At 71.9% G+C, this 19,855-nt stretch carries 22 protein-coding genes, 2 tRNA genes and 1 pseudogene; 16 read left to right on the top strand and 9 right to left on the bottom strand.

Annotated features, from left to right (window positions below):
- Positions 1 to 3 precede the first annotated feature (3 nt).
- From hsp14 to HPS36_RS04620, 3 genes are all read left to right on the top strand, one after another.
- Positions 4 to 417 carry an archaeal heat shock protein Hsp14 gene (hsp14, locus tag HPS36_RS04630; RefSeq protein ID WP_173228746.1) on the top strand — a complete coding sequence of 138 codons (414 nt, stop codon included), beginning with the start codon at positions 4 to 6 and terminating at the stop codon, positions 415 to 417.
- Positions 418 to 541: 124 nt separating this feature from the next.
- On the top strand, positions 542 to 1,174 hold the full coding sequence (locus HPS36_RS04625) for a protein-L-isoaspartate(D-aspartate) O-methyltransferase (protein WP_173228744.1): 633 nt from the start codon (positions 542 to 544) through the stop codon (positions 1,172 to 1,174).
- 49 nt (positions 1,175 to 1,223) lie between these two features.
- Entirely contained in the window at positions 1,224 to 1,997 is a 774-nt protein-coding gene (locus tag HPS36_RS04620) for a protein-L-isoaspartate O-methyltransferase family protein (RefSeq protein ID WP_173228742.1), read from the top strand.
- Between the two features lie 28 nt (positions 1,998 to 2,025).
- Here the strand turns inward: HPS36_RS04620 and HPS36_RS04615 are convergent, their stop codons facing one another.
- Positions 2,026 to 2,502, bottom strand: a complete 477-nt coding sequence (locus tag HPS36_RS04615; protein ID WP_137705612.1) for a DUF7382 domain-containing protein — start codon at positions 2,500 to 2,502, stop codon at positions 2,026 to 2,028.
- A gap of 80 nt (positions 2,503 to 2,582) precedes the next feature.
- Between HPS36_RS04615 and HPS36_RS04610 the strand changes: the two genes are divergently transcribed.
- From HPS36_RS04610 to HPS36_RS04595, 4 genes are all read left to right on the top strand, one after another.
- Positions 2,583 to 3,731 (top strand): ATP-binding protein, encoded by a 1,149-nt coding sequence (locus tag HPS36_RS04610; RefSeq protein WP_394353791.1) that lies wholly within the window; start codon positions 2,583 to 2,585, stop codon positions 3,729 to 3,731.
- A 49-nt stretch (positions 3,732 to 3,780) separates the two neighbouring features.
- The gene (locus HPS36_RS04605; RefSeq protein ID WP_173228740.1) at positions 3,781 to 4,185 is read left to right on the top strand and encodes a fluoride efflux transporter FluC; all 405 of its coding nucleotides are present in this window, start codon (positions 3,781 to 3,783) and stop codon (positions 4,183 to 4,185) included.
- The gene (locus tag HPS36_RS04600) at positions 4,182 to 4,541 is read left to right on the top strand and encodes a fluoride efflux transporter FluC (RefSeq protein WP_173228738.1); all 360 of its coding nucleotides are present in this window, start codon (positions 4,182 to 4,184) and stop codon (positions 4,539 to 4,541) included. Before HPS36_RS04605 ends, HPS36_RS04600 begins: the two co-directional genes overlap by 4 nt.
- Positions 4,542 to 4,610: 69 nt before the next feature.
- On the top strand, positions 4,611 to 4,925 hold the full coding sequence (locus tag HPS36_RS04595) for a hypothetical protein (RefSeq protein WP_173228736.1): 315 nt from the start codon (positions 4,611 to 4,613) through the stop codon (positions 4,923 to 4,925).
- 19 nt (positions 4,926 to 4,944) lie between these two features.
- Here HPS36_RS04595 and cca read toward each other — a convergent pair whose 3' ends face one another.
- Positions 4,945 to 6,375 carry a CCA tRNA nucleotidyltransferase gene (cca, locus tag HPS36_RS04590; RefSeq protein ID WP_173228734.1) on the bottom strand — a complete coding sequence of 477 codons (1,431 nt, stop codon included), beginning with the start codon at positions 6,373 to 6,375 and terminating at the stop codon, positions 4,945 to 4,947.
- A gap of 160 nt (positions 6,376 to 6,535) precedes the next feature.
- Between cca and HPS36_RS04585 the strand changes: the two genes are divergently transcribed.
- From HPS36_RS04585 to HPS36_RS04575, 3 genes are all read left to right on the top strand, one after another.
- A tRNA-Asn gene (locus tag HPS36_RS04585) sits at positions 6,536 to 6,644 on the top strand.
- Between the two features lie 49 nt (positions 6,645 to 6,693).
- A complete protein-coding gene (locus tag HPS36_RS04580) occupies positions 6,694 to 7,158 on the top strand; it encodes a group I intron-associated PD-(D/E)XK endonuclease (protein WP_173228732.1) in 465 nt (154 codons plus the stop codon).
- A 44-nt stretch (positions 7,159 to 7,202) separates the two neighbouring features.
- Positions 7,203 to 7,278: transfer RNA gene (locus tag HPS36_RS04575), tRNA-Ile, on the top strand.
- A 73-nt stretch (positions 7,279 to 7,351) separates the two neighbouring features.
- On the opposite strand, the gene HPS36_RS04570 is transcribed toward HPS36_RS04575, so the two are convergent.
- The 3 genes from HPS36_RS04570 to HPS36_RS04560 all read right to left on the bottom strand — a co-directional run bounded on the left by HPS36_RS04570 (position 7,352) and on the right by HPS36_RS04560 (position 9,528).
- Positions 7,352 to 7,810, bottom strand: a complete 459-nt coding sequence (locus HPS36_RS04570) for an OsmC family protein (RefSeq protein WP_173228730.1) — start codon at positions 7,808 to 7,810, stop codon at positions 7,352 to 7,354.
- A gap of 242 nt (positions 7,811 to 8,052) precedes the next feature.
- Positions 8,053 to 8,916: a TIGR01548 family HAD-type hydrolase gene (locus tag HPS36_RS04565; protein WP_173228728.1), complete on the bottom strand. Its 864-nt coding sequence runs from the start codon at positions 8,914 to 8,916 to the stop codon at positions 8,053 to 8,055.
- Between the two features lie 141 nt (positions 8,917 to 9,057).
- Positions 9,058 to 9,528, bottom strand: a complete 471-nt coding sequence (locus HPS36_RS04560; protein WP_173228726.1) for a UPF0146 family protein — start codon at positions 9,526 to 9,528, stop codon at positions 9,058 to 9,060.
- 39 nt (positions 9,529 to 9,567) lie between these two features.
- On the opposite strand from HPS36_RS04560, the gene HPS36_RS04555 reads away from it, so the two are divergent.
- From HPS36_RS04555 to ygfZ, 3 genes are all read left to right on the top strand, one after another.
- The gene (locus tag HPS36_RS04555) at positions 9,568 to 10,089 is read left to right on the top strand and encodes an archaemetzincin family Zn-dependent metalloprotease (protein ID WP_121561562.1); all 522 of its coding nucleotides are present in this window, start codon (positions 9,568 to 9,570) and stop codon (positions 10,087 to 10,089) included.
- A gap of 70 nt (positions 10,090 to 10,159) precedes the next feature.
- Positions 10,160 to 10,459 carry a DUF6432 family protein gene (locus tag HPS36_RS04550; protein WP_121600969.1) on the top strand — a complete coding sequence of 100 codons (300 nt, stop codon included), beginning with the start codon at positions 10,160 to 10,162 and terminating at the stop codon, positions 10,457 to 10,459.
- A gap of 47 nt (positions 10,460 to 10,506) precedes the next feature.
- Positions 10,507 to 11,664: a CAF17-like 4Fe-4S cluster assembly/insertion protein YgfZ gene (gene ygfZ / locus HPS36_RS04545; RefSeq protein ID WP_173228724.1), complete on the top strand. Its 1,158-nt coding sequence runs from the start codon at positions 10,507 to 10,509 to the stop codon at positions 11,662 to 11,664.
- A gap of 28 nt (positions 11,665 to 11,692) precedes the next feature.
- On the opposite strand, the gene HPS36_RS04540 is transcribed toward ygfZ, so the two are convergent.
- On the bottom strand, positions 11,693 to 12,868 hold the full coding sequence (locus HPS36_RS04540; protein ID WP_173228722.1) for an inorganic phosphate transporter: 1,176 nt from the start codon (positions 12,866 to 12,868) through the stop codon (positions 11,693 to 11,695).
- Positions 12,868 to 12,999, bottom strand: a pseudogene (locus HPS36_RS16965) (DUF7859 family protein); the annotation flags it as partial. The gene HPS36_RS04540 and the pseudogene HPS36_RS16965, both read right to left, overlap by 1 nt.
- Positions 13,000 to 13,192: 193 nt before the next feature.
- Here HPS36_RS16965 and HPS36_RS04535 point away from each other — a divergent pair.
- The 3 genes from HPS36_RS04535 to HPS36_RS04525 all read left to right on the top strand — a co-directional run bounded on the left by HPS36_RS04535 (position 13,193) and on the right by HPS36_RS04525 (position 17,516).
- Positions 13,193 to 14,155, top strand: coding sequence for a TAXI family TRAP transporter solute-binding subunit (locus HPS36_RS04535; protein ID WP_173228720.1), 963 nt, complete (start codon positions 13,193 to 13,195; stop codon positions 14,153 to 14,155).
- A 194-nt stretch (positions 14,156 to 14,349) separates the two neighbouring features.
- Positions 14,350 to 14,793 (top strand): DUF1850 domain-containing protein, encoded by a 444-nt coding sequence (locus HPS36_RS04530; RefSeq protein WP_369333269.1) that lies wholly within the window; start codon positions 14,350 to 14,352, stop codon positions 14,791 to 14,793.
- Positions 14,790 to 17,516, top strand: coding sequence for a TRAP transporter permease (locus HPS36_RS04525; protein ID WP_173228718.1), 2,727 nt, complete (start codon positions 14,790 to 14,792; stop codon positions 17,514 to 17,516). Before HPS36_RS04530 ends, HPS36_RS04525 begins: the two co-directional genes overlap by 4 nt.
- A 336-nt stretch (positions 17,517 to 17,852) precedes the next feature.
- Here the strand turns inward: HPS36_RS04525 and HPS36_RS04520 are convergent, their stop codons facing one another.
- Both HPS36_RS04520 and HPS36_RS04515 read right to left on the bottom strand, forming a co-directional pair.
- Positions 17,853 to 18,386, bottom strand: a complete 534-nt coding sequence (locus tag HPS36_RS04520; protein ID WP_121561569.1) for a metallophosphoesterase — start codon at positions 18,384 to 18,386, stop codon at positions 17,853 to 17,855.
- Positions 18,387 to 18,799: 413 nt separating this feature from the next.
- Positions 18,800 to 19,783 carry a replication factor C small subunit gene (locus HPS36_RS04515; protein WP_173228717.1) on the bottom strand — a complete coding sequence of 328 codons (984 nt, stop codon included), beginning with the start codon at positions 19,781 to 19,783 and terminating at the stop codon, positions 18,800 to 18,802.
- Between the last annotated feature and the right edge of the window lie 72 nt (positions 19,784 to 19,855).

Below are 19,855 nucleotides of genomic sequence, written 5' to 3'. Positions count from 1 at the left end.
CTCATGAACGCGACGAATCCCTTCGACGAGATCGAGCAGTTCCTCGGCCGCACGCCCTTCGCCGGCGAGCGCGCCTGGGGCCGCGACCTCCGGACCGCCGACGTCGACGTCGCCGAGTACGACGACGAGTTCGTCGTGATGGCCGACCTCCCGGGCTTCGACCGCGAGGAGATCGACGTTCGCGCCAGCGGCGACCGGCTGACCATCACCGGCGAGCGCGACACGGAGCGCGAAGACGCGGACCGACGCTACCTCCGCCGCGAGCGCCGTCACGAGTCCGTCACCCGGACGATCGAACTCCCCGCGACCGCGGTCCTCAAGGACGCGACCGGGACGTACCGCAACGGCGTGCTCACGGTGACGGTCCCGCTCGACGCCGTCGACGCCGACGAGGGCCACCGGATCGACGTGAACTGACCCGTCCTCGACGCGAACCGAACGACTCTCGACGCGAACCGAACGACTCCATGCGTCGCGGTCGAGCCGAACCCCGCTCTTTCCGGCCGATGCTTTCTCCACGGACCCCGTGGTAACTCTCCGCATGAACGACGCCGACCACGCGGCCGCCAGGCGCGACCTGGTGAACGCGCTCCGCGACCGTCTCGACGCGAGCGAGCGGACGCTGTCGGCGATCGGCGCCGTCCCGCGACACGAGTTCGTCCCGGAGTCGGTGCGCGGGTCGGCGTACGCCGACCGACCGCTCCCGATCGGCCACGGGCAGACGGTCAGCGCGCCGCACATGGTCGCGATGATGACCGACCTGCTCGAGGTCGAGCGCGGCGACCGCGTCTTCGAGGTGGGGACCGGCTGCGGCTACCACGCCGCGGTCGTCGCCGAGGTCGTCGGCCCGGGGAACGTCTTCTCGGCCGAGCGCGTCCCGGAACTGGCGGCCGCCGCCCGCGACCGCCTCGACCGCCTCGGGTACGAGGTGACCGTGTCGGCCGGCGACGGGCGCGAGGCGTTCGCCGACGCGGCACCGGTCGACGCCGCGTACCTCACCTGCGCGGCGCCGGAGGCGGTTCCGGACGCCGTCGTCGACCGCGTCCGGACGGACGGCCGCGTCGTCGCCCCCGTCAGCGAGCGCGGCCGCCAGCGGCTCGTCCGGCTCACGGTCCGCGGCGACGGGATCGACCGCGAGGACCACGGCGGCGTGCGGTTCGTCCCGATGCGGTAGGCGGGCGGCCGAACGCACAGTTTTAGAGGACCGAGTCCTGAGACCGCGCATGGACGACGCGTCGCTCCGGGCGGACATGATCGAGGGGCTCGAACACCAGATCGGCGAGCCGATCGAGCCGCCCGTGCTGACCGCCCTTCAGCGCGTCCCCCGCGACCCCTTCGTCGACGACTCGCCCCGCGGCGGCGCCGTCGACGGCGACGACCCCCACTCGCTCTCGCTTCCGACGCTGGTCCGACTGCTCACCGCGCTCGACGCCGACGAGGGCGACTCGGTCCTCGTCGTCGGCGCGGGGATCGGCTACTCGGTCGCGCTGCTCGCGGCGATCGCCGGCGCGCGGCGCGTCCACGCGGTCGACATCGACCGCGCCGCCGTCCACGCCGCGCGGTCGAACCTCGACGCGGCCGGCTACGGCGCCGTCCTCGTCGACCGCGCGGACGGCGCCGACGGCCTCCCCGCCTACGCGCCCTACGACCGGATCCTCCTCGAAGCCGCCGTCGTCGAGCCGCCGCGGCCCCTCCGCGAACAGCTGGCGCCCGGCGGGCGGATCGTCTACCCGCGCGGCGCGGGCGTCCAGACGGTGGCGGCGATCGAGCCGTCGTCCGCGCGTGACACGGACGCGGACGAGGACCCGGCGCCGCCGGGGTTCGAGACGGTCGCGACCCACGGCCCGGCGCGGCTCCAGCCGATGCTCGTCGACGGCGAGCAGCCGGGAACGGAACGCAACCGGACCCGCCGCGAGGACGCCGAACGCGCCGAGCGCGGCCGGCAGCGCCGACACGGCTGGGAGCAGGACTGGATCGACTGGGACGACCGGCTCTGACCGGTGCTCGGCCGCGTCGCCCGCGTTGTCACTCCTCGACGACGAGCACCTCGGTGTTCCCCCGCTCGTCGACGTAGTCGCCCTCTGCGGGCGGCTTGACGTCGATGGTGAGCGTCCCGTCGGCCTGGTTCGGTCCCAACTCGGGGTCGACGTCGACGGTCGCGATCCCCTCGCCGTTCGTCTCCGCGGTGACGACGCCGTCGATCCGCGCGGAGCCGCCGCGGACGATGACCGTCGCGTCCGCGACGCGGGAGCCGTCCGGGTCGACGACCGCGACGTCGATCGACTGCTCCCCGGGCGTGGTCACCTCCGGCTGCGGCTGCGCGTCGAGCTCCGTCGCGGCCAACCCGTCGATGTCGCCGATCATCCCCATCATCACGCTGAGGCTGGCGACGCCGACGACGAGCGCGATGACGAGTCGGACCGGGAGGCCCTCGATCGCGCGGGTGTCGGTGCTGAACGTCCGGCGGTTCGCGGTGCGCGAGTCGTGTGTTCGATCGGACATACGCCCCGCTGGCCGCGGCATCCGGTATAAAGGGTCGGCCCCCCGACCGTTTTTATCCCATACCGAGGCCAGCCGTCCGCGTGTACGTACTCGGCCGCGACGGACCGGACCCCGACGGCGACGACGCGAGCGACCCCGGCCGCGACCTCGGCGACGCGAGCGACAGCGACTCCGACCACGGCGACGCGATCGATCGTGACGGCGACCGCCCGCCCCACACCGCCCGAATCGGATCCTTCCTCGCTCGCGACGGGAGCGCGGGCGCGCCCGTCGGCGTCGACCTCGACCGCCCGCACGCGGGCGTCGTCTTCGGGAAGCGCGGGACCGGGAAGTCGTACACGCTCGGCGTCCTCGCGGAGGGGCTCGCCGCCGCCGACGGCGTCGCGCCGGTCGTCGTCGACCCGATGGGCGTCTTCGGGGGCCTCGAAGCGGTCGGGGGACGGGTCGTCGACCCCGCGGTCCGTCCCGGCTCGATACCGCCGTCGACGTGGCCGGACCTGCTGGGACTCGACCCAGAGAGCGGGCCGGGAAGCCTCGTCTGGCGCGTCGTCGCGGACGCGGTCGACGGCGGCGACTCGCCCTCGCTCGCGGCGCTCCGGGAGGCGGTCGCCGCCGCGGACGCGCCGGCGGAGACGCGCCGCGCCGCAGCGAACCACCTCCGGCTGGCGGACTCGTGGGGCGTCTTCGACGCCGACGCGCCGCCGGTCGCGTCGCTCGCGGCCGACGGCGACCCCGCCGTCCTCGACCTCGCCGGCGTGCCCGACGCCGCCGCGGCGGCCGCCGTCCGCGCGGTCGCTCGCGGCCTCTACGACGCGCGGATCGACGGACGCCTCCGGCGGCTGCCGTGGCTGCTCGTCGACGAGGCGCACGCGTTCTTCGACGGGGTCGCCGAGCCCGCGCTCCGGACGCTCCTCACGCGGGGCCGCGCGCCCGGCGTCTCGGTGGTCTGTGCGACCCAGCGGCCGGCCGCGCTGCCGAGCGTCGCCGTCTCCCAGTCCGACCTCCTCGTCTCTCATCGGCTCACGGCCGCCCGCGACGTCGACCGGCTCGCCGAGGCGGAGGCGACGTACCTCGCCGGCGACCTCGCCGCCCGGCTCCCCGAGGGCGTCGGCGAGGCGCTCGTCGTCGACGACGCGACCGAGACGGCCCACACGGTCCGGATCCGGGAGCGGCGAACGCCGCACGGGGGAGCGAGCCCCCGCGCCAGCCGGCCGTCGGACGCCGAGTAGCGCCGAGGCGGCTCGGAACGCACAAGCGCCCGCGGACACACCGACGCCCATGGAACGGACGCCGTACGGGTTCCTGCTCGTCGCGGCCGGCGGCTTCCTCGGCGCGGTCGCCAGGCACGCGGTCGACGTCGGCGCGAGCGAGGCCGCCGCTGCGGCTGCCGCCGCGAGCGGCGTCGCGGTCGCCGGAGGCGCGCCGACCGGCGCGGGGACGCTGGCCGCGAACGTCGCCGGGTCGTTCGCGCTCGGCCTCCTGTTGACCCGCGCGTCGAGCGACCGAATCCGGCTGTTCGTCGGGACCGGCGCGCTCTCGTCGTTCACGACGTACAGCACGTTCGTCGGCGACGCGGTCGCGCTGGGGACACCGGCCGGCGCGTGGTACGTCGCCGCCAGCTACGCAACCGGCTTCGCCGCGGCCGCGCTCGGGCTCGCCGTCGGGGGGCTGGACTGCCGATGACCGTCGCGCCGCTCCCCGCGACAGCGCTCGTCGGCGTCGGCGGCGCGCTCGGCGCGGTCGCCAGGCACGCCGTCGGGCTCCGCGTCGAGGGGCGTCTGTCGGTGCTCCTCGTCAACGCCCTCGGGAGCTTCGCGCTCGGGGCCGTCTCGGCCGCACCGATCGGGTCGGCGGTGGCGCTGCTCCTCGGCGTCGGCTTCTGCGGCGCGTTCACCACGTTCTCCTCGTTCGCCGTCGGGACGGTCCGGACCGCGAGCGAAACGGGCATCCGCGCCGCCGCGGGCGGCGCGGCCTCGACGCTCGCCGCCGCGCTGGCCGCGTTCCTCCTCGGCTCGCTCCTCGTCGGACGCCTCTTCTGACGGGCGCCGACGCTCGGCCGCTGTCCGGCAAGCGATAGGTACAGCATCCCTCGGCCCGTACCCGCGTCCGTGACCGACACCGACCGCTCCGTCGACGGCGAGTCGACAGACCCGGCCGACTCGGGGCCACCCTCCGACGCCGTGGACCCCGAAGACGTCCCCGAGTTCGGCGACCTCTCGATCGCCCAGCGCGCCTTCGTCGCCGCCGCGCAGAACCCCTCCCGCGGACTGCTGGTCGTCGGCCTGTTCGCGTTCGCGCTCGCCTTCTACGCCGCGTTCTGGCTGTCGTTCCCCGGCGCCGCCGGCCTCCTCTCGGCGCTCGCGCTCATCGTCGCCGCCGTCGCCGCCGCCGTCTACTGGCTCCTCGATCGCGTCTCCCGCTGAACTCCCTCCTCCGTCGACCTCACGGCCGCGGCTCGTAGAACTCCCGGAGCGGCCGCCCGAACGCGGGCGAGAGCGTCGCGACCGCCTCGCCGACCAGCACGTCGCGGTCGTCGAACGCCGGCTCCACCTGCGCGCCGAGCGCCACGTCGCTCGCGGCGTCGCTCTCCAGGTACTCCCGGACGGTGGCGAACTCCCGCTCCCGCTCGACGACGTACCGGTCCCCGTCGATGAACGGGCCGTAGGTGTCCGGGTCGACGTCGTCGACGTACGACTCGTAGAAGCTCGCGGCGTGCTTCCGGACCGCGACCGGCGGCCCGTCGTGGCGCTCGACGGCCGGCCGCTCGGTCACCTCCAGTTCGGCGTACAGCGCGGCCCGCGTCGCCCCGTCGGAGCCGCCGCGTCCGACCGTCCTCTCCGCGCCGTGCCGCCCAACGTCCTCCGTCGCCCTCGCGGCGTCCGTCATCGCCCGCGCTCGGAGCACGTCGAAGCCGCGGTCGTTCAGCCCGCCGACGATCCCGTCCAGCGACCGCCGGAGCTGGGGCCACAGCTGGTCGTCGACCACGTCGGGCGCGTCGAAGACGACCGCGACCGGCGTCGTCCCCCGCCGGTTGAGGTGCGCGCGCACCTCGCTCGGGTCCAGCGGCTCCGGCTCGTCCGGCTCGAAGAGGTTCTCGCTCGGGGCCGCGAGCAGCTCGCGGGCGTAGTGCTGGAACCGCGCGAGGTTCGTCGCCGACAGCACCGCGGCGACGTTCCGCGTCGGGTCCGTCGGGTCGACGACGACCAGCGGGTCCTCGAACGTCCGCTCGGCGTGCCCCTCGGGGTCGAACTCCACCGGCGGGTGCCAGCTCCGCGCCGACTCGACCAGCGGCACGAACCCGCCCAGCTCCAACACGAGCAGCTCCGTGAGGTACCCCGAGAACCCCTCGGTGCGGAGGTCGCTCCCGTACGCGCCGATCCCCTTCAGGAACGCCTTCGCCAGCACCACGTCCGCGGCGAGGTCGTCGTCGAGCCGCGCGGAGAGGTACGCGTCGTGGAACGGCGTCCGGTCGACCGCGGAGACCAGATCCCCGGCGGTCTCCACGTCGTGGCAGGGGACGAGGTCGACGTCGAACCCCTCGTAGCTCCCCTTCACGTACGGGTGTTCGGCGTACTCCTCGTGGCCGTCGGGGAGGACCGCGTGGCCGACTTCGAGGCCGTACTCCTCCAGTTCGGCGCGGTCGAGGTCCGCGTCGAACCGGACGAACAGGTCGATGTCGCGGTCGCCGGCGACCCACGTGCCGCGCGCGGTCGACCCGACCTGGACCACGTCGGCGTCGACCGGGAGGTCGTCGATGGCCTCGCGGGTCCGGTCGGTCAGCGTCGCCGCCGTCTCCCGCAGGCGCTCGCGTTCCGCCGGCTCCGGGAGGACCCGCTCGCGGACCCGCGACAGCACCGCCTCCAACTCGTCCATACCGAACGGTCTCGCGGTCCGGCCGAAAACGTGTCGGTCGGATCGGCGCCCGCGAGACCTGTCCTCCGCGGTATCGTTTCGCACCCTCGCGTCCCGCCGATCCGCTTCCGTCGGGCGGAAACGAAAGCCATATCAAAACGACGCGAGTACGCGGAAGTGAGCCGAAGTAGCTCAGTTGGTAGAGCGCCTCGCTGTTACGACGTTCGGCGGAACCTCCCCCGGCCGTCACAGTCACGAGGCGGTCCCAGGTTCGAGTCCTGGCTTCGGCGTCCCTTCGTTCGGCCGCTCGTTTTGTACGATAGCGACGCAGCCGTTCGTATGTCGCGTCTCGCGCAGTACGACCGACTCGAGGAACCACAGAAGCGCGGACAGGCGACGGAAGCGATCGTCATCGCGGAACTGGTCGCTCGGGACGTCTCCGTGCTCACGCCGGCGTTCGACAACGAGCCGTACGACCTCGTGGCCGAGGTCGGCGGCGACTTCCACCGGATCCAAGTCAAAACCGCGTACGACAGTAAACGCGACGGTGCGGTGGAGTTCAGAACCAGAAGCGTCCGCACGAAAAGCGACGGATACGAGCGATCGGGATACGAGGGGGAGATCGACTACTTCGCCGCCCTGAACGTCAGGAAAGAGCAGATCTACCTGATCGCGATCGAGGAGGCCGGATCGACGACGACCGCGATCCGGTACGAACCCGCCGCCAACGACAACCGCGCGAACGTCAACTGGCACGCGGAGTATCGGCTTGAGACGGTTCTCGACGACCTCCGGTCGGGGTAATGCGGTAATCTAAAGAACGTCGCTCGTGTACCCGAAATCGACGCGGGCCTTTAGCTTAGTCTGGTTCAAAGCCCTCCGCTCATAACGGAGTGATCGCCGGTTCAAATCCGGCAAGGCCCATCCGTCCCGGCCTCGTTACTGATCGGTCTCCCAAACGACCGATCGCCGAAACCCCCTCCTCGAGCGATCCCGCCTAGTCCCGCCGGAGCGTCACATCGGTCGCGGTCTCGTTCGCGAGGTTGTCGCTCACGGGGCACCGCTCTTCGACCGCGGCGGTGAACTCGGCGAGCGTGTCGTCGGCCACCTCGCCGGCGAAGTCCACGTCGACGCTCGCCTCGACGCCTTGGTAGCCCGCTCGGGGCTCCTCGGCGTGACCGAGGTGTTTGCGCGGGTCGAACTCGCCGGCGACCTCGACCGCCACGCCCTCCACGTCGAGGTCGAAGTCCGGCGCCACGGCGCGGACCGTCGCGTCGAGGCACCCGCTCCAAGCGGCGAGCAGGTACTCGATCGGCATCGCGCCGGCGTCGTCGCCGCCCATCGACTCGGGGTCGTCCATCACCAGTTCGTGGTCGCGGGCCCGGGCGACGAACGCGGATTCGCCGTCGCTCTCGCCGCGCACTACCATCCGCTGCGTCGCGTTGGCGTCACTCATCGACCGCGTTAGCGGGCGAGGGCGCATAAAACGTCAAAATCGGTCCGGTTCGTGCCGGTGGCCGTGACGCCCGCGTCTCGCGTCGAGGCAGCACACGGGCGCCGAGAGCGTCGATTCCGGCCGGCTCGCCGTCAGCCGCCGCCGAGGCGCGTCTCCGGTACCGGCGAGTTCCGCGACCGCGTCGGTCGAAGGAATCGGATTGGCTCGGTCGCTCGCGCGGTACGGCCGCGACGCGCCGCTGGTCACTCCAACAGCTCCACCAGTTCGTTCACGTCCTCGACGACGGCGTCGGCGCCGGCGCCGGCGAACTTCTCGCGCCCCGCGTCGCCGGTGAGCCCGCCGGTGAGGACGCCGATCCCGTAGTACACGCGCGTCTCGTCCGCCTCGTCGGCGTTGCGCGCGGTCCGCACGTCGTCGAGAGTGTCGCCCGCGAACGCGACGCGCTCGGCGTCGAACCGCTCGGCGAGCTCGACGAGCGCCCGCGGGTGCGGCTTCCCCTCCTCCCAGTCGTCCATCGTGAACCGCCGGTCCTCGGGCACGTCGAGGCCGACGCGGTCCAGGGCGATGTCGGCCTCCGCCGCCGGCCGACCGGTGAGGACGCCGACGCCGAACCGGTCGGTGAGGTCGGCGATCGTCTCGGGGGCGACGAGCGTCGGCTCGTCGTGGATGTACCCGTCCGTCTCGACCGGCGGCTCGCCGCCCTCCAGCTCGCGGTACAGCTCCGCGCCGAGGTACAGCGCCTGGAACGTCTCGCGGAGCGCGTCCCGGTCCCACTGGTCGCGGACGCGGGCCTGCGCGACCCGCGGGAGGTCGCCGACGACCTCCTTGGCGGCGTCGAGGCCGCCGCCGAGCTCGCGGACGCGGTCGGTGAACTCCTTGACGTCCATTCGGAGCCCCTCGCGGCGGGCCAACACGAACAGCGCGGCCGCGTCGGTCAGCTCCCAGTCGTTGTTGAAGCCGCCGGCGTCCTTGAACGCCTGGACCGCGTCCCGGTCGATCGGCTTGCCGCAGACCCGGTCGACCGACTCGAGGATCGCCCGACGGTAGGAGTCCGCCACGTCGACCAACACCCCGTCGATGTCGAGGACCACTGCGTCGACCTGCATACCGCAAGGCTGTCTGGGGGCGGAATGAACGTTCGGGTTCGCGGCCGGCGTCGCCGGTTCGAGGGACGGCCCGCTGCCGGTTCGAGGGGCGGCCCACTGCCGGTTCGAGCGGCGTGGCGGAGCGGTCGCCGGGCCGCGGCGTCACCGGGCGACGTACACGACGGTCCCCGCCTCCCGCGACCGCCGCCGGACGTCGACGACCGGCTCCTCGAACCCGAGCGTGGTGAACAGGCAGGCGGCGTCGAGCCGCTCGGCCAGCGCGACGGTCGGGCGCTGGATCTCGGCGGGCAGGTTCCGCGCGTACACGGCGTCGACCCCGTCGCCGACCCACTCGGGGCCGACCGCGTCGCGGATCGCTCGCCCGTCGTCGGCCGCCAGCGCCGTCACGTCCGCGGCGGCGACGCGGAGCGACCCGTCTCCCGACCGCGCCTTCGTCGCCGCCGCCTCCCGCGCCGACTCGCTCAGATTAACGTCGACGGCGACGACCGCTCGGCCGCGGTCCGCGAGCGCGAGGGCGACGTCCGGCCGCCGCCCGACGCCGACTTCGATCAGCCGCTCGTACGGGTCGAGTGCGGCGACGAGCGCCCGTTCGGACGGCGGCGGTGACCCCACGGCGCGGCCTTTATGCCCGCGGCGGTCAAAAGCGGTTCCATGCTCGTGGACATCGTCCCGGTCGGGGAGGTCACGCCCCGAGTGAAACGGGAGGCCTCCGCTGCGCTGCGTTCCGTGTACGACTGCGACGTGACGGTCCACGACGATCAGGCGATCCCGGACTCCGCGTTCGACGCCGACCGCGACCAGTACCGCGCCGAGGACCTCATCGAGACGGTCACCCGGGTCGGCGGCGGCGAGAAGAACATCGGCATCACGCCCGAGGACCTCTACTACCGGCGCCGGAACTACGTCTTCGGCCTCGCGTACCTCAACGGGAGCGGCTCCGTCATCTCCACCCACCGGCTCCGCACCTCCTCCGACGGCGGCGTCTCGACCAAGCCCGCAGTCGACGTCTTCGGCGACCGCGTCCGCAAGGAGGTCGTCCACGAGATCGGGCACACGCTCGGCCTGGAGCACTGCGACAACAGCAAGTGCGTGATGTCGTTTTCCCCCACCGTCCGCGAGGTCGACGTGAAAGAGGAGAACCTCTGTGGCACCTGTTCTCGGATGGTCCGCTGAGCGCGCGGCCGCCGCCGCCCGCTCGCCGACCGCCGGTAGACGTAAAGTCCGCCCCGCACAAGGGACACGTATGGCCGCAAAGCCGGAATACCGCGACCGGCCGGACGTCGAGGTCGCGCTGCTCGACGCGCTCGTCGACCGCGGCGACGAGGGGATGACCGTCCTCGAACTTCGCGCGGCCGTCGACGCCGACATCGACGCCGTCGAGGAGGCCCTCTCGGCGCTGAAGGAGGACTCGCTCATCACCGTGGAGTCGGACGAGCACGTCCGGGTGTACGCCCACGAGAAGGTCGTTCCGGACCCCGAGGCGCCGGACGACGACCCGTCGGCGGGGCTCGTCGACGCGATCCGCGACCGCCTCGGACTGTAGCCGCCGGAGACGGCGGCCTTTTGCCTCTCGCTCGCATCCCTTCGGCCATGACGCTCGTCTCCGGCACCCACGACGCGCACGGCGCCGTGTACCGCGACCGCGGCGGCCGCGAGGTCGTCGACCACTACGGGAAGCCCGTCCGCGTCGGCAAGGCGGTCCGCAACGTCGCCGGCGTGATCGAGATGGGGTACGGCGTCCTCGCCGTCAGGGGCGACGACCGCGTCGAGTTCGTGGACAACGCCGTCTCGAACCGCGTCCCGACCGCGGACGGCGAGGGGACCTACGCCCTGCTGCTCGACCCGCAGGGCGGGATCGAGACGGACATGTACGTGTACAACGCCGACGAGCGACTGCTCGTCTTCCTCCCCCCGGAGCGGGCCGAGTCGGTCGCCGCCGACTGGGCGGAGAACGTGTTCATCCAGGACGTCGAGATCGAGGACGTCTCCGACGAGTTCGGCGTGTTCGGCGTCCACGGCCCCAAGTCGACGGAGAAGGTGGCGTCCGTCCTCGGCGGGCCGGGCGCGCCCGAGGACCCCCTCTCCTTCGTCCGCGGGTCGATGGTCGACGCCGGCGTCACGGTGATCGCGACGGACGCCCCGCTCGGCGAGGAGGGGTACGAGATCGTCTGCGCCGCCGCCGACGCGGGCGAGGTGTTCGACACCCTGATCAACCGCGGGCTCAACGCCGCGCCGTTCGGCTACCGGACGTGGGACGCGCTCGCGACCGAGGCCGGGACGCCCCTCTTCGAGCACGAGCTGGCGGGCACCGTCCCGAACGTGCTCGGCCTCCGGAACGCGCTCGACTTCGAGAAGGGGTGTTACGTCGGCCAGGAGGTCGTCTCGCGCGTGGAGAACCAGGGGCGACCGAGCCGCCGGCTGGTCGGCCTCGAACTCGACGGCGCCGCCGAAGCGGTCGCCGGTATCGACGCGAACGCCGACCCCGCCGGGATCGACGCCGCGCTCCCCGACTCCGGCGCGGCCGTCTTCGACGGCGACGAGGCGATAGGCGAGGTGACCCGGGCCGCGGTCGGCCCCGCGACCGAGGTTCCGATCGCCCTCGCGCTCGTCGCGTTCGACGCCGGCCTCGGCCCGGTCACCGTCCGCGTCGACGGCGAGGAGGTCTCGGCCGCCGCGGTCGACCTCCCGTTCGTCGACGGGAGCGCGGCGTCCGCGAGGCTGCCGACGTACCCCGAACTACGCGCCTGATCGTCCCGCTGACGGCGCCCGCCGCGGCTCAGACGACGAAGTCGACCGCCGTGTAGAGGCTGAATCCGAGCGTGAACGCGCCGACGAGCGACCCGATCCACGCGAGGACCGTGTACCCCATCTTCTTCCGGCTGACGCCCGCGTCGCCCGCGGCGTAGCCCGCGCCGACGATCGCGGAGACGATGATCTCGTTGAACGAGACGGGGATCCCGAACGCGACGGCGGTCTGCGCGATCGCGAACGACGGGATCAGCGCGGAGATCGACCGCCGCGGCCCCATCGAGGCGTAGTCCTGCGCGAGCGCCTTGATCATCCGCGGCGCGCCCGTCCACGACCCGGCCAGCAGCCCGGCGCCCCCGCCGACGAGCAGCGCCCACAGCGGGACCCCGACCTCGCTGAAGATCGGGACGAGGGGGCCGATCGCGAGCCCCACCTGCGACCCGCCGGCCGAGAACGCGACGAGGCCGCCCATCGCCAAGAGGAACCGGCGCTGGGCGCCCTCGCGGTCGCGGCCGAGGTCGGCGTACACGGCGACCGCGACCAGGGCGGCGATCCCGAGGGTCACCGCGGGCGGCCCCGCGCCGCCGATCCCCAGTTCTGTGCCGAGGACGGACGCGACCGACGCCTGTTCGCCGGCCGGCCCGAGCAGCGCGAACCCGACGTTCGCGAGGAGCGCGCCCACGAGCCCGGCGAGCGCCGCGGTCAGCGGGCGCTCGGGCAGCGACTCGCCGATCAGCATGCGGGCGACGCCGAAGGCGACGCCGCCGCCGACGAACGGGGTGAGCACCCACAGCGTCGCGATCTCGGCGTACTTCGGCCACGCCGGGTCGCCCCCCATCGCGAGGCCGACGCCGACGACCGCCCCGGTGACGGTGAACGCCGTCGCGATCGGGTAGCCCGCGAACACGCCGACGGCGACGAGCGCGGCGGCCGTGACGAGCGCGACGATGGCCGCCGCGGCCGTGAGCGTCACGCCGCCGATCAGCTCGGTCCCGACCGCCTCCGTCACGTTCGCCCCCTGAAGCGTCGCACCGAGCAGCCCGAGGACGCCGACGATCAGGCCGGCCCGCATCACGGAGATGGCGTTCGCGCCGACCGCGGGGGCAAACGGGGTCGACCCCGACGAGCCCGCGCCGATCGACCACGCCATGAAGAGGCTGGCCGCGGCGGCGACGACGAGCGTCGCGGCGGTGACGACGACCATCAGTTCCGCCCGTCGTTGTACCCCTCGTTCAGCCCCCTCACCGTGCGCCGGACGAGGAGGAACCCGAAGAAGAACAGCCCGAGAAGACCCACCAACAGAAGCACGAACAGCGGCTGTACCGGGAGCATAGACGTGAATCCGTCGGGACGGTGTTATGCGTTTCGGGCGACGCGGCGGGGACCGGCGCGCGCCGCGCCCCCGTCGCACGTCCCCACGAGCCTGTCCCACCGTCGCGAGGCCCGCTCTGCGACCCCGTATAGTGGGTATTGTTTACTCTCCTCATGAACACAGTTATATAGCTGTATCGTTCTGGGTTATATTGGTATGACGGACAAACAGAACAGACGGCAGGTACTGGAAGCGATCGGTGTGGCCGGCGTCGCGGCGCTGGCCGGGTGTAGCGGCGGCGGCGACGGCGGCGACGGCGGTGACGGCTCCCGCCTGAGCTGGCACGCCGGAGGGACGGGAGGGACGTACTTTCCGCTCTCGAACGAGATCAAGACGGTCGTCGAGGAGAACACGGACTTCTCGCTGAACGTCCAGTCGACGGGCGCGAGCGTCGAGAACGTCGGTAGCCTCGGCGACGAGTCCGCCGACTTCGCGCTGATCCAGAACGACATCGCCTACTTCGCGAAGAACGGGACGGGCATCGACACGTTCGAGGGCAACGCCGTCGAGAACCTGCAGGGCGTCGCGACGCTGTACCCTGAGACGATCACGGTCGTCACCCTGTCGGACTCCGGTATCGAGTCGCTCTCCGACCTCAGCGGCGCGACGATCAACACGGGCGACCTCGGCTCCGGGACGCAGGTCAACGCGAACCAGATCCTCGAGGCCGTCGGCATCAGCGACTACAACGAGCAGAACGCCGGCTTCTCGCAGGCCTCCGAACAGCTCGCGAACGGGGACATCGACGCCGCGTTCGTCGTCGGCGGCTGGCCGGTCGGGGCCATCGAGGAACTCGCGACCACGAACGACATCAACATCGTCCCGATCCAGGGGGACAACCGCCAGGCCGTCAAGGACGCCGCCTCGTGGTTCGCCGACGACACGATCCCCGGCGGCACCTACACGGGCATCGACAGCGACGTCGAGACCGTCGCGGTCCAGGCGATGATAGCCACCCACGCCGGCGTCCCGGCCGATACCGTCGAGACCGTGACGGGCGCCATCTTCGACAACGTCGGCGAGCTGAGCATCAAGACCGACTTCATCTCCGCCGACAGCGCTCAGGACGGGATGTCCATCGAGCTGCACGAGGGCGCCGCGGCGTACTTCGACGCCTGACCGGCCCCGTGGGTCGGCTCCGGCGGCGACGCACCGCTTCGCGCCCGCGTCTCCGTCCGCGAGACGCGGCGCTCGCACTCCGCCCGACGCGGGAAACTCGTCACCGCACCTGAACATCACACGTGGTACTTCGAGACGCGACTTCGCGAGACCTGCTCGGCCCGGCGCTCGCGGTGGTAGCGGTCGCGCTGTGTCTGTCGATCGCCGGCGCCGCCGTCGCGGCCCCCTCCGGACAGGTGCTCGTCGTCGAGGGGATCGACACCGGCGAGCGCTACCTGACGCACCCGGTCGACGACGGGAGCACGGTCGCGCTGTCGTACACCCACAGCGTCGAGAAGACCCCGGTGTACGACGAGTACCGCGTCGAGGGCGAGACGCTCGTGAACACGCGCATGGAGTTCGAGTCGTACGGCTGGGGACTCCCGTCGCGGGTGAACGTCACGAACGTCAACGGCACCTTCGTCTACGACCCGCCCGGGCCGATAACGACGCTCGAGACCCTGTCGGTCTCTCCGGGGCGGATCGCTAACCACACTCTGATCGTCGAGGACACCCGGTACGACCTGGTCGCGGAGACCGACGCGAGGGACGTTCGGATCCGCGTGGAACGCCGGGGCCTCACGGACGTATTCTCATGAGCACGAACGACACACAACCGGACGACGCCGAGGAGATTTCCAGAGAAGAGGCCGACGAGATAATCGACGAGATCGAGCGCCGGCGGTCGTTACAGGGGCTCGCCGCACTCGCCGTCGCGGTCATCGGGATCTGCTTTTCGCTCTTCCAACTGGCGCTCGCGGCGCGCAGTTTCACCTTCACGATACCGCTGCCGACGGTCGATCTCGGCCTGTTCGCGGTGCGGCCGATACAGATCTCGCTCCAACTGCTCCAGGCCAACGCGGTCCACGTCGGCTTCGCGCTCGTGCTCACCTTCCTGATGTTCCCGGCCACCATGGGCGACGGGCCCTTCTCGCGGCGGCTCGGCGGGGCGGTCGACGCCGCCGTGAACCGCCTCGGCGGTTCGAACCCGCTCTCGCGGGCCCTCGACGGCGTTCGGCGCGCGGTCCGGTGGGCGTTCGTCGACCCGGACCGCAGCCGCGTCACGCCCTTTGACGTGGCCTGTATGGTCGTCTCGCTGCTCGCGGTCGTCTACTTCCTCACCGAGTTCCGGGAGATCCGCGACATCCGCGCCTTCGGGCTCGAGTCCGGCCGCCCGATCACCGGCGTCTACTCGGTCCTCGAACCGCTGCTCGGCGGCGTCCCGTTCGTCAGCGAGTACTCCTACGCGATGCTGCTCGGCGTGCTCGGCGTCCTCCTCGTGTTGGAGGCCACCCGGCGGACGCTCGGGCTGCCGCTCATGATCATCGTCGCCAGCTTCATCGTGTACGCCCGCTGGGGGTACCTCATCAGCGGTAACACGCCGTTCGTCGGACTCCTCGCGATCCCCCAGTTCACCTGGCCCGACATCATCCAGAACCTGTGGTACAACACCGAAAACGGGGTGTTCGGGATCCCGGTCACCGTCTCCGTCAGCTTCATCTACATCTTCATCCTGTTCGGCTCGTTCCTCGAGATGAGCGGCGCGGGCCAGTGGTTCATCGACCTCGCGTACGCCGCCACCGGCCACCGGAAGGGCGGCCCGGCGAAGTCGAGCATCCTCGCCAGCGGCTTCATGGGCACCATCTCGGGCTCGTCGATCGCGAACACGGTCACGACGGGCGCGTTCACCATCCCGCTGATGAAGAAGTCGGGCTACTCGCCCGAGTTCTCCGGGGCGGTCGAGTCGTCGGCGTCCTCCGGCGGCCAGATCCTGCCCCCGGTGATGGGGGCTGCGGCGTTCCTCATGGTCCAGTACACCGCGACGCCGTTCCGCGAGATCATCATCCTCGCGACGATCCCGGCGATCGTCTTCTTCTTCGGCGTCTGGGTGATGGTCCACCTCAAGGCTGTCCAACAGGGGATCGGCGGCGTCGACGCCGACACCGTGTCGCTCGGGACCCACCTCAAGCGCGGGTGGTTCTACCTGGTCCCCATCGTGCTGCTCCTCTACTACCTGATCGGCGCCCGGCTCTCCGTGTCGCGGTCGGCGTGGTTCACGCTCGTCGCGCTGGTCGCGCTCATCGCGTTCATCGCGGCGTACAGCGAACAGACCCGGGCGTTCCTCCTCGCGTCGACGGCGGCCATCTTCGGCGCCGAGCTGGCGAGTTACACCGTCGCCGGCGTCCCGATCACCGGACTCCTCGCCGGCGCCGGCGGGGCCGGGGTCCCGCTCGGCGACGCCCTCGCGGTCATCGGCCCGCGGATCGGGTGGTACGCGATGCTCGGCAGCGTCGCGACGATGATCGTCCACGCCGACGTCCAGTCGGCGGTGCTCGACCTGAACCCGACCGTCCAGACCGCCGCCGAGTCCGCCGGCGAGCGGACCGGTCGCGACCTCGGCGACAACCAGCTGTTCCGCGTCGGGACCTTCGTCGTGAAGTCGATGGAGGAGGGCGCGCGCACGGCCGTTCCTGTCGTCATCGCGGTCGCCGCGGCGGGGATCATTCCCGGCGTCATCAGCGTCTCCGGGCTCGGCCCGAACCTCACCTCGCTCCTCTTGGAGCTGTCCGGCGGGTCCATCGTCGTCATGCTGCTCGTCACCGCGGTCGCGAGCATCATCCTCGGGATGGGGATGCCGACGACCGTGACGTACATCATCCTGATCTCGATGCTCGCGACGCCGCTCGTCGAGTTCGGGATCCCGCTGCTCGCGGCGCACCTGTACATCCTCTACTTCGGCGTGATGGCCGACATCACGCCGCCGGTCGCGGTGGCCGCCTACGCCGCGAGCGGGGTGGCGAAGTCGGACCCGTTCGAGACCGGCGTGAAGGCGTTCTCGCTGTCGCTGAACAAGGCGATCGTCCCCTTCGCGTTCGTGCTCGCCCCCGGGATCGTCCTCCTGCGCGAGAAGGCGAACGCCGACGAACTGCCGCTCCGCGAGCAGTACCGCGTCGTCAACTTCGCCGACCTCGCGGAGCTGTCGTACTCCGTGCCGGAGATCCTGATCCCCGTCGTCGGCGTCTTCCTCGGCGTCGTGGCGCTGGGCGCGACCGTCATCGGGACGCTGTACGCGAACGTCCCGAAGCCCGAGCGCGCCGCGTTCGCGCTCAGCTCGCTGCTGCTCATGGCGCCCCGGCTGCTCTCGGAGTCCGTCTTCGACGTCCTCGGCCTCGCGGGGGTCAGCGTCTCGGTGAACGCGCTCCTGCTCGACCTGACGCTCCGCGGCGTCGGCCTCGTGCTGTTCGTCGCGCTCACCGTCAGGAACCGGCGCAAGGCCAGCGTCGAGCCCGCGGGCCCCTCCGGCGAGCCGACGACCGCCTGAGGTCGGCCGCGGCCGCCGCGTTTCGGTGACTAAAACGCTCGTTTGCGCCTCGGACACCTATATGATCGCGCCGCTCGTAGGTGGAAACGCGACCCCCGCTTCGGCCCTCACACGCCCGGAGACGCCGGCCGACGCGCCGGCCGGTCGGACTCGCTGCCTCCCTCCCTGCCCAGAACCCCTCCCCCGGCCGCCGTCCGACCGCCGGCGTTCCCACCCGCACCGACTCGGGTCCTCCACCGTACACACGACCGTCGGCCGGTCCGGCCGCACGCGGGGCGTCGCGATCGGTCCCCGCCGACGCGCACGACGGCCTCGCGCGCCCGCTCCTCGCGCCCGTTACTCCGCGCTCCCGCCCTCGATGCGGAACGTCTCGAAGGCCTCGCCGTCAGGCGTCACCAGCCGCCCGTCCAGCCCGTTTCCGCTCTCGCCGTCGACCGGCGTCAGCTCCGCGTGCGCCGGGCGGTTCCCGCGCGGCTGCGCGTGGCTCCCCGGGTTCAGTATCGGGAGCCCGCCCGAGTCGTCGAATCGCGGGCGGTGGCTGTGGCCGCAGATCACGGCGTCCGCGTCGCGGCCGCGGCCGAGCATGACGAGCCCGGTGTCGCCGCTGCGGTGCCGGTGGGTGACCGCGAACCGGACCCCGGCGTACTCGACGGTCCGCACTTCGGGGACGCGGTCGCGGATCGCGGCGTCGTCGTTGTTGCCGTAGACGGCGCGGAGGCTCGCGGCGGCCGACCGGAACGCGTCCAACACCGGCTCTCGGTAGAAGTCGCCCGCGTGGACCACCAGATCGGCCTCGCGGACCGCCTCGGCGGTCCGCCCCTGAAGCCTCGACTCCTCGCGTGCGTGCGTGTCGGAGACGACGACGAGCATAACCGACTCTCCGCGCCGGCGTGTTTTAAAAAGCGCGCCTGCTGCGGCGGCGCGTGCCTCCGAGTGGCCGCCGAAGGCGGCCGCGAAGAGCACGCGCGAGGGAGCGGTGAGCGCTCGGAGAGCGCGAACCGCGAGGCTGGGGAGGCGTGAGGTGCCGTGCGGGGCGGGACTCAAAGGGGTAGCCGGGAGGCGGGCGCAGGCGACGTAAGGACCGCAACGAGGGAGCGAACGCCGTGAGCGACCGAGTGAGGACCGCAGCGAGCGTGCGCCCGCCTCCCGGCTGGGGCTTTGGCGGTGTTAGCCGTCGATCTGTGGCCACTTGCGTACAGCCGAGCGGCTGGGGCTTTGGCGGTGTTCGCCGTCGATTCGTGGCCAGCAGGGTACAAAACGACGAGTAGAGTTCCGAAAACAGCCTACTCGTCCAACGACAGCGCCGCGAGCAGCGACTCCAGTTGGACCTGCTCGTTGGCCCCCTCCGCGATCCGGTAGTCGGCCTCGCCGATGCGCTCCATCAGCCGCACCGCCTCGCGCTCGCTCAGGTCGAACTCCCAGACGGAGCGGTGGAGCTGGTCGATCACGTCGCCGCCGGCCATCCCCGTCTCCGTGAGCAGCGTGTCGAGCGTCGAGCGGGCGCGGGCGAAGTCCCCGCTCAGCGCGTCGGTCACCATCGACTCGATCTCCTCCGGGCGGGCGGTCGCCGTGATCGCGTACACGGCCTCCTCGTCGACCACGTCGCCCGTCGTCGCCGCCGCCTGGAGCGAGTTGATCGCGCGGCGCATGTCGCCGTCGGCCGCGTAGACGAGGGCGTCGACGCCCGCGTCGGTCACTTCGATATCCTCGGCGGCCGCGATCTCGCGAACCATCCCGCCGACCGCCTCGTCCGAGAGCGGCGAGAACCGGAAGACGGCGCACCGCGACTGGATCGGGTCGATGATCTTCGACGAGTAGTTACACGAGAGGATGAACCGGGTGTTGTCGGAGAACTGCTCCATCGTGCGGCGCAGCGCCGACTGGGCGTCGTCGGTGAGGCTGTCCGCCTCGTCGAGGAACACGATCCGGAAGTCGCCGCCGAACGACGAGCGCGCGAACCCCTTGATCCGGTCGCGGACGACGTCGATCCCGCGCTGGTCGGAGGCGTTCAGCTCCAGGAAGTTGCCGCGCCAGTTGTCCTCGCCGTATATCTCGCGGGCGATGGCGGTCGCCGCGGTGGTCTTGCCGATCCCGGCGGGCCCCGAGAACAGCAGGTGGGGCACGTCGTCCTGCGCGATGTAGCTCTGGAGGCGCTCGACGATCTCCGCTTGCCCGTGGATGTCGTCGAGCGACTGCGGCCGGTACTTCTCGATCCAGATCTCCCGCCCCGTCGCGGTCGCAGCCGCCTGCTCGTCGGCCTCGCTCATTGCCCGATCCGAGGGCCGGCGGGGTCATAAACGAACCGAGAGCCGGCCGCGCCGACGCGCGTCCTCGGCGGG

Origin of the sequence: Halorubrum salinarum (genome assembly GCF_013267195.1) — an archaeon.
Lineage (GTDB): Archaea > Halobacteriota > Halobacteria > Halobacteriales > Haloferacaceae > Halorubrum > Halorubrum salinarum.
Note: the sequence above shows the minus strand (reverse complement) of the source record. Positions and strands in the feature narration are given on the sequence as shown.

What these genes read in the sequence shown, in the direction of transcription:
- cca (WP_173228734.1), bottom strand. Translation starts at nt 6,375, where the DNA reads ATGGACGAGTTGGAGGCGGTGCTGTCGCGGGTCCGCGAGCGGGTCCTC.
- HPS36_RS04525 (WP_173228718.1), top strand. Translation starts at nt 14,790, where the DNA reads ATGAGCACGAACGACACACAACCGGACGACGCCGAGGAGATTTCCAGA.
- HPS36_RS04625 (WP_173228744.1), top strand. Translation starts at nt 542, where the DNA reads ATGAACGACGCCGACCACGCGGCCGCCAGGCGCGACCTGGTGAACGCG.
- HPS36_RS04515 (WP_173228717.1), bottom strand. Translation starts at nt 19,783, where the DNA reads ATGAGCGAGGCCGACGAGCAGGCGGCTGCGACCGCGACGGGGCGGGAG.
- HPS36_RS04555 (WP_121561562.1), top strand. Translation starts at nt 9,568, where the DNA reads ATGCTCGTGGACATCGTCCCGGTCGGGGAGGTCACGCCCCGAGTGAAA.
- HPS36_RS04535 (WP_173228720.1), top strand. Translation starts at nt 13,193, where the DNA reads ATGACGGACAAACAGAACAGACGGCAGGTACTGGAAGCGATCGGTGTG.
- HPS36_RS04600 (WP_173228738.1), top strand. Translation starts at nt 4,182, where the DNA reads ATGACCGTCGCGCCGCTCCCCGCGACAGCGCTCGTCGGCGTCGGCGGC.
- hsp14 (WP_173228746.1), top strand. Translation starts at nt 4, where the DNA reads ATGAACGCGACGAATCCCTTCGACGAGATCGAGCAGTTCCTCGGCCGC.
- HPS36_RS04620 (WP_173228742.1), top strand. Translation starts at nt 1,224, where the DNA reads ATGGACGACGCGTCGCTCCGGGCGGACATGATCGAGGGGCTCGAACAC.
- HPS36_RS04565 (WP_173228728.1), bottom strand. Translation starts at nt 8,916, where the DNA reads ATGCAGGTCGACGCAGTGGTCCTCGACATCGACGGGGTGTTGGTCGAC.
- ygfZ (WP_173228724.1), top strand. Translation starts at nt 10,507, where the DNA reads ATGACGCTCGTCTCCGGCACCCACGACGCGCACGGCGCCGTGTACCGC.
- HPS36_RS04615 (WP_137705612.1), bottom strand. Translation starts at nt 2,502, where the DNA reads ATGTCCGATCGAACACACGACTCGCGCACCGCGAACCGCCGGACGTTC.
- HPS36_RS04570 (WP_173228730.1), bottom strand. Translation starts at nt 7,810, where the DNA reads ATGAGTGACGCCAACGCGACGCAGCGGATGGTAGTGCGCGGCGAGAGC.
- HPS36_RS04550 (WP_121600969.1), top strand. Translation starts at nt 10,160, where the DNA reads ATGGCCGCAAAGCCGGAATACCGCGACCGGCCGGACGTCGAGGTCGCG.
- HPS36_RS04580 (WP_173228732.1), top strand. Translation starts at nt 6,694, where the DNA reads ATGTCGCGTCTCGCGCAGTACGACCGACTCGAGGAACCACAGAAGCGC.
- HPS36_RS04520 (WP_121561569.1), bottom strand. Translation starts at nt 18,386, where the DNA reads ATGCTCGTCGTCGTCTCCGACACGCACGCACGCGAGGAGTCGAGGCTT.
- HPS36_RS04605 (WP_173228740.1), top strand. Translation starts at nt 3,781, where the DNA reads ATGGAACGGACGCCGTACGGGTTCCTGCTCGTCGCGGCCGGCGGCTTC.
- HPS36_RS04540 (WP_173228722.1), bottom strand. Translation starts at nt 12,868, where the DNA reads ATGGTCGTCGTCACCGCCGCGACGCTCGTCGTCGCCGCCGCGGCCAGC.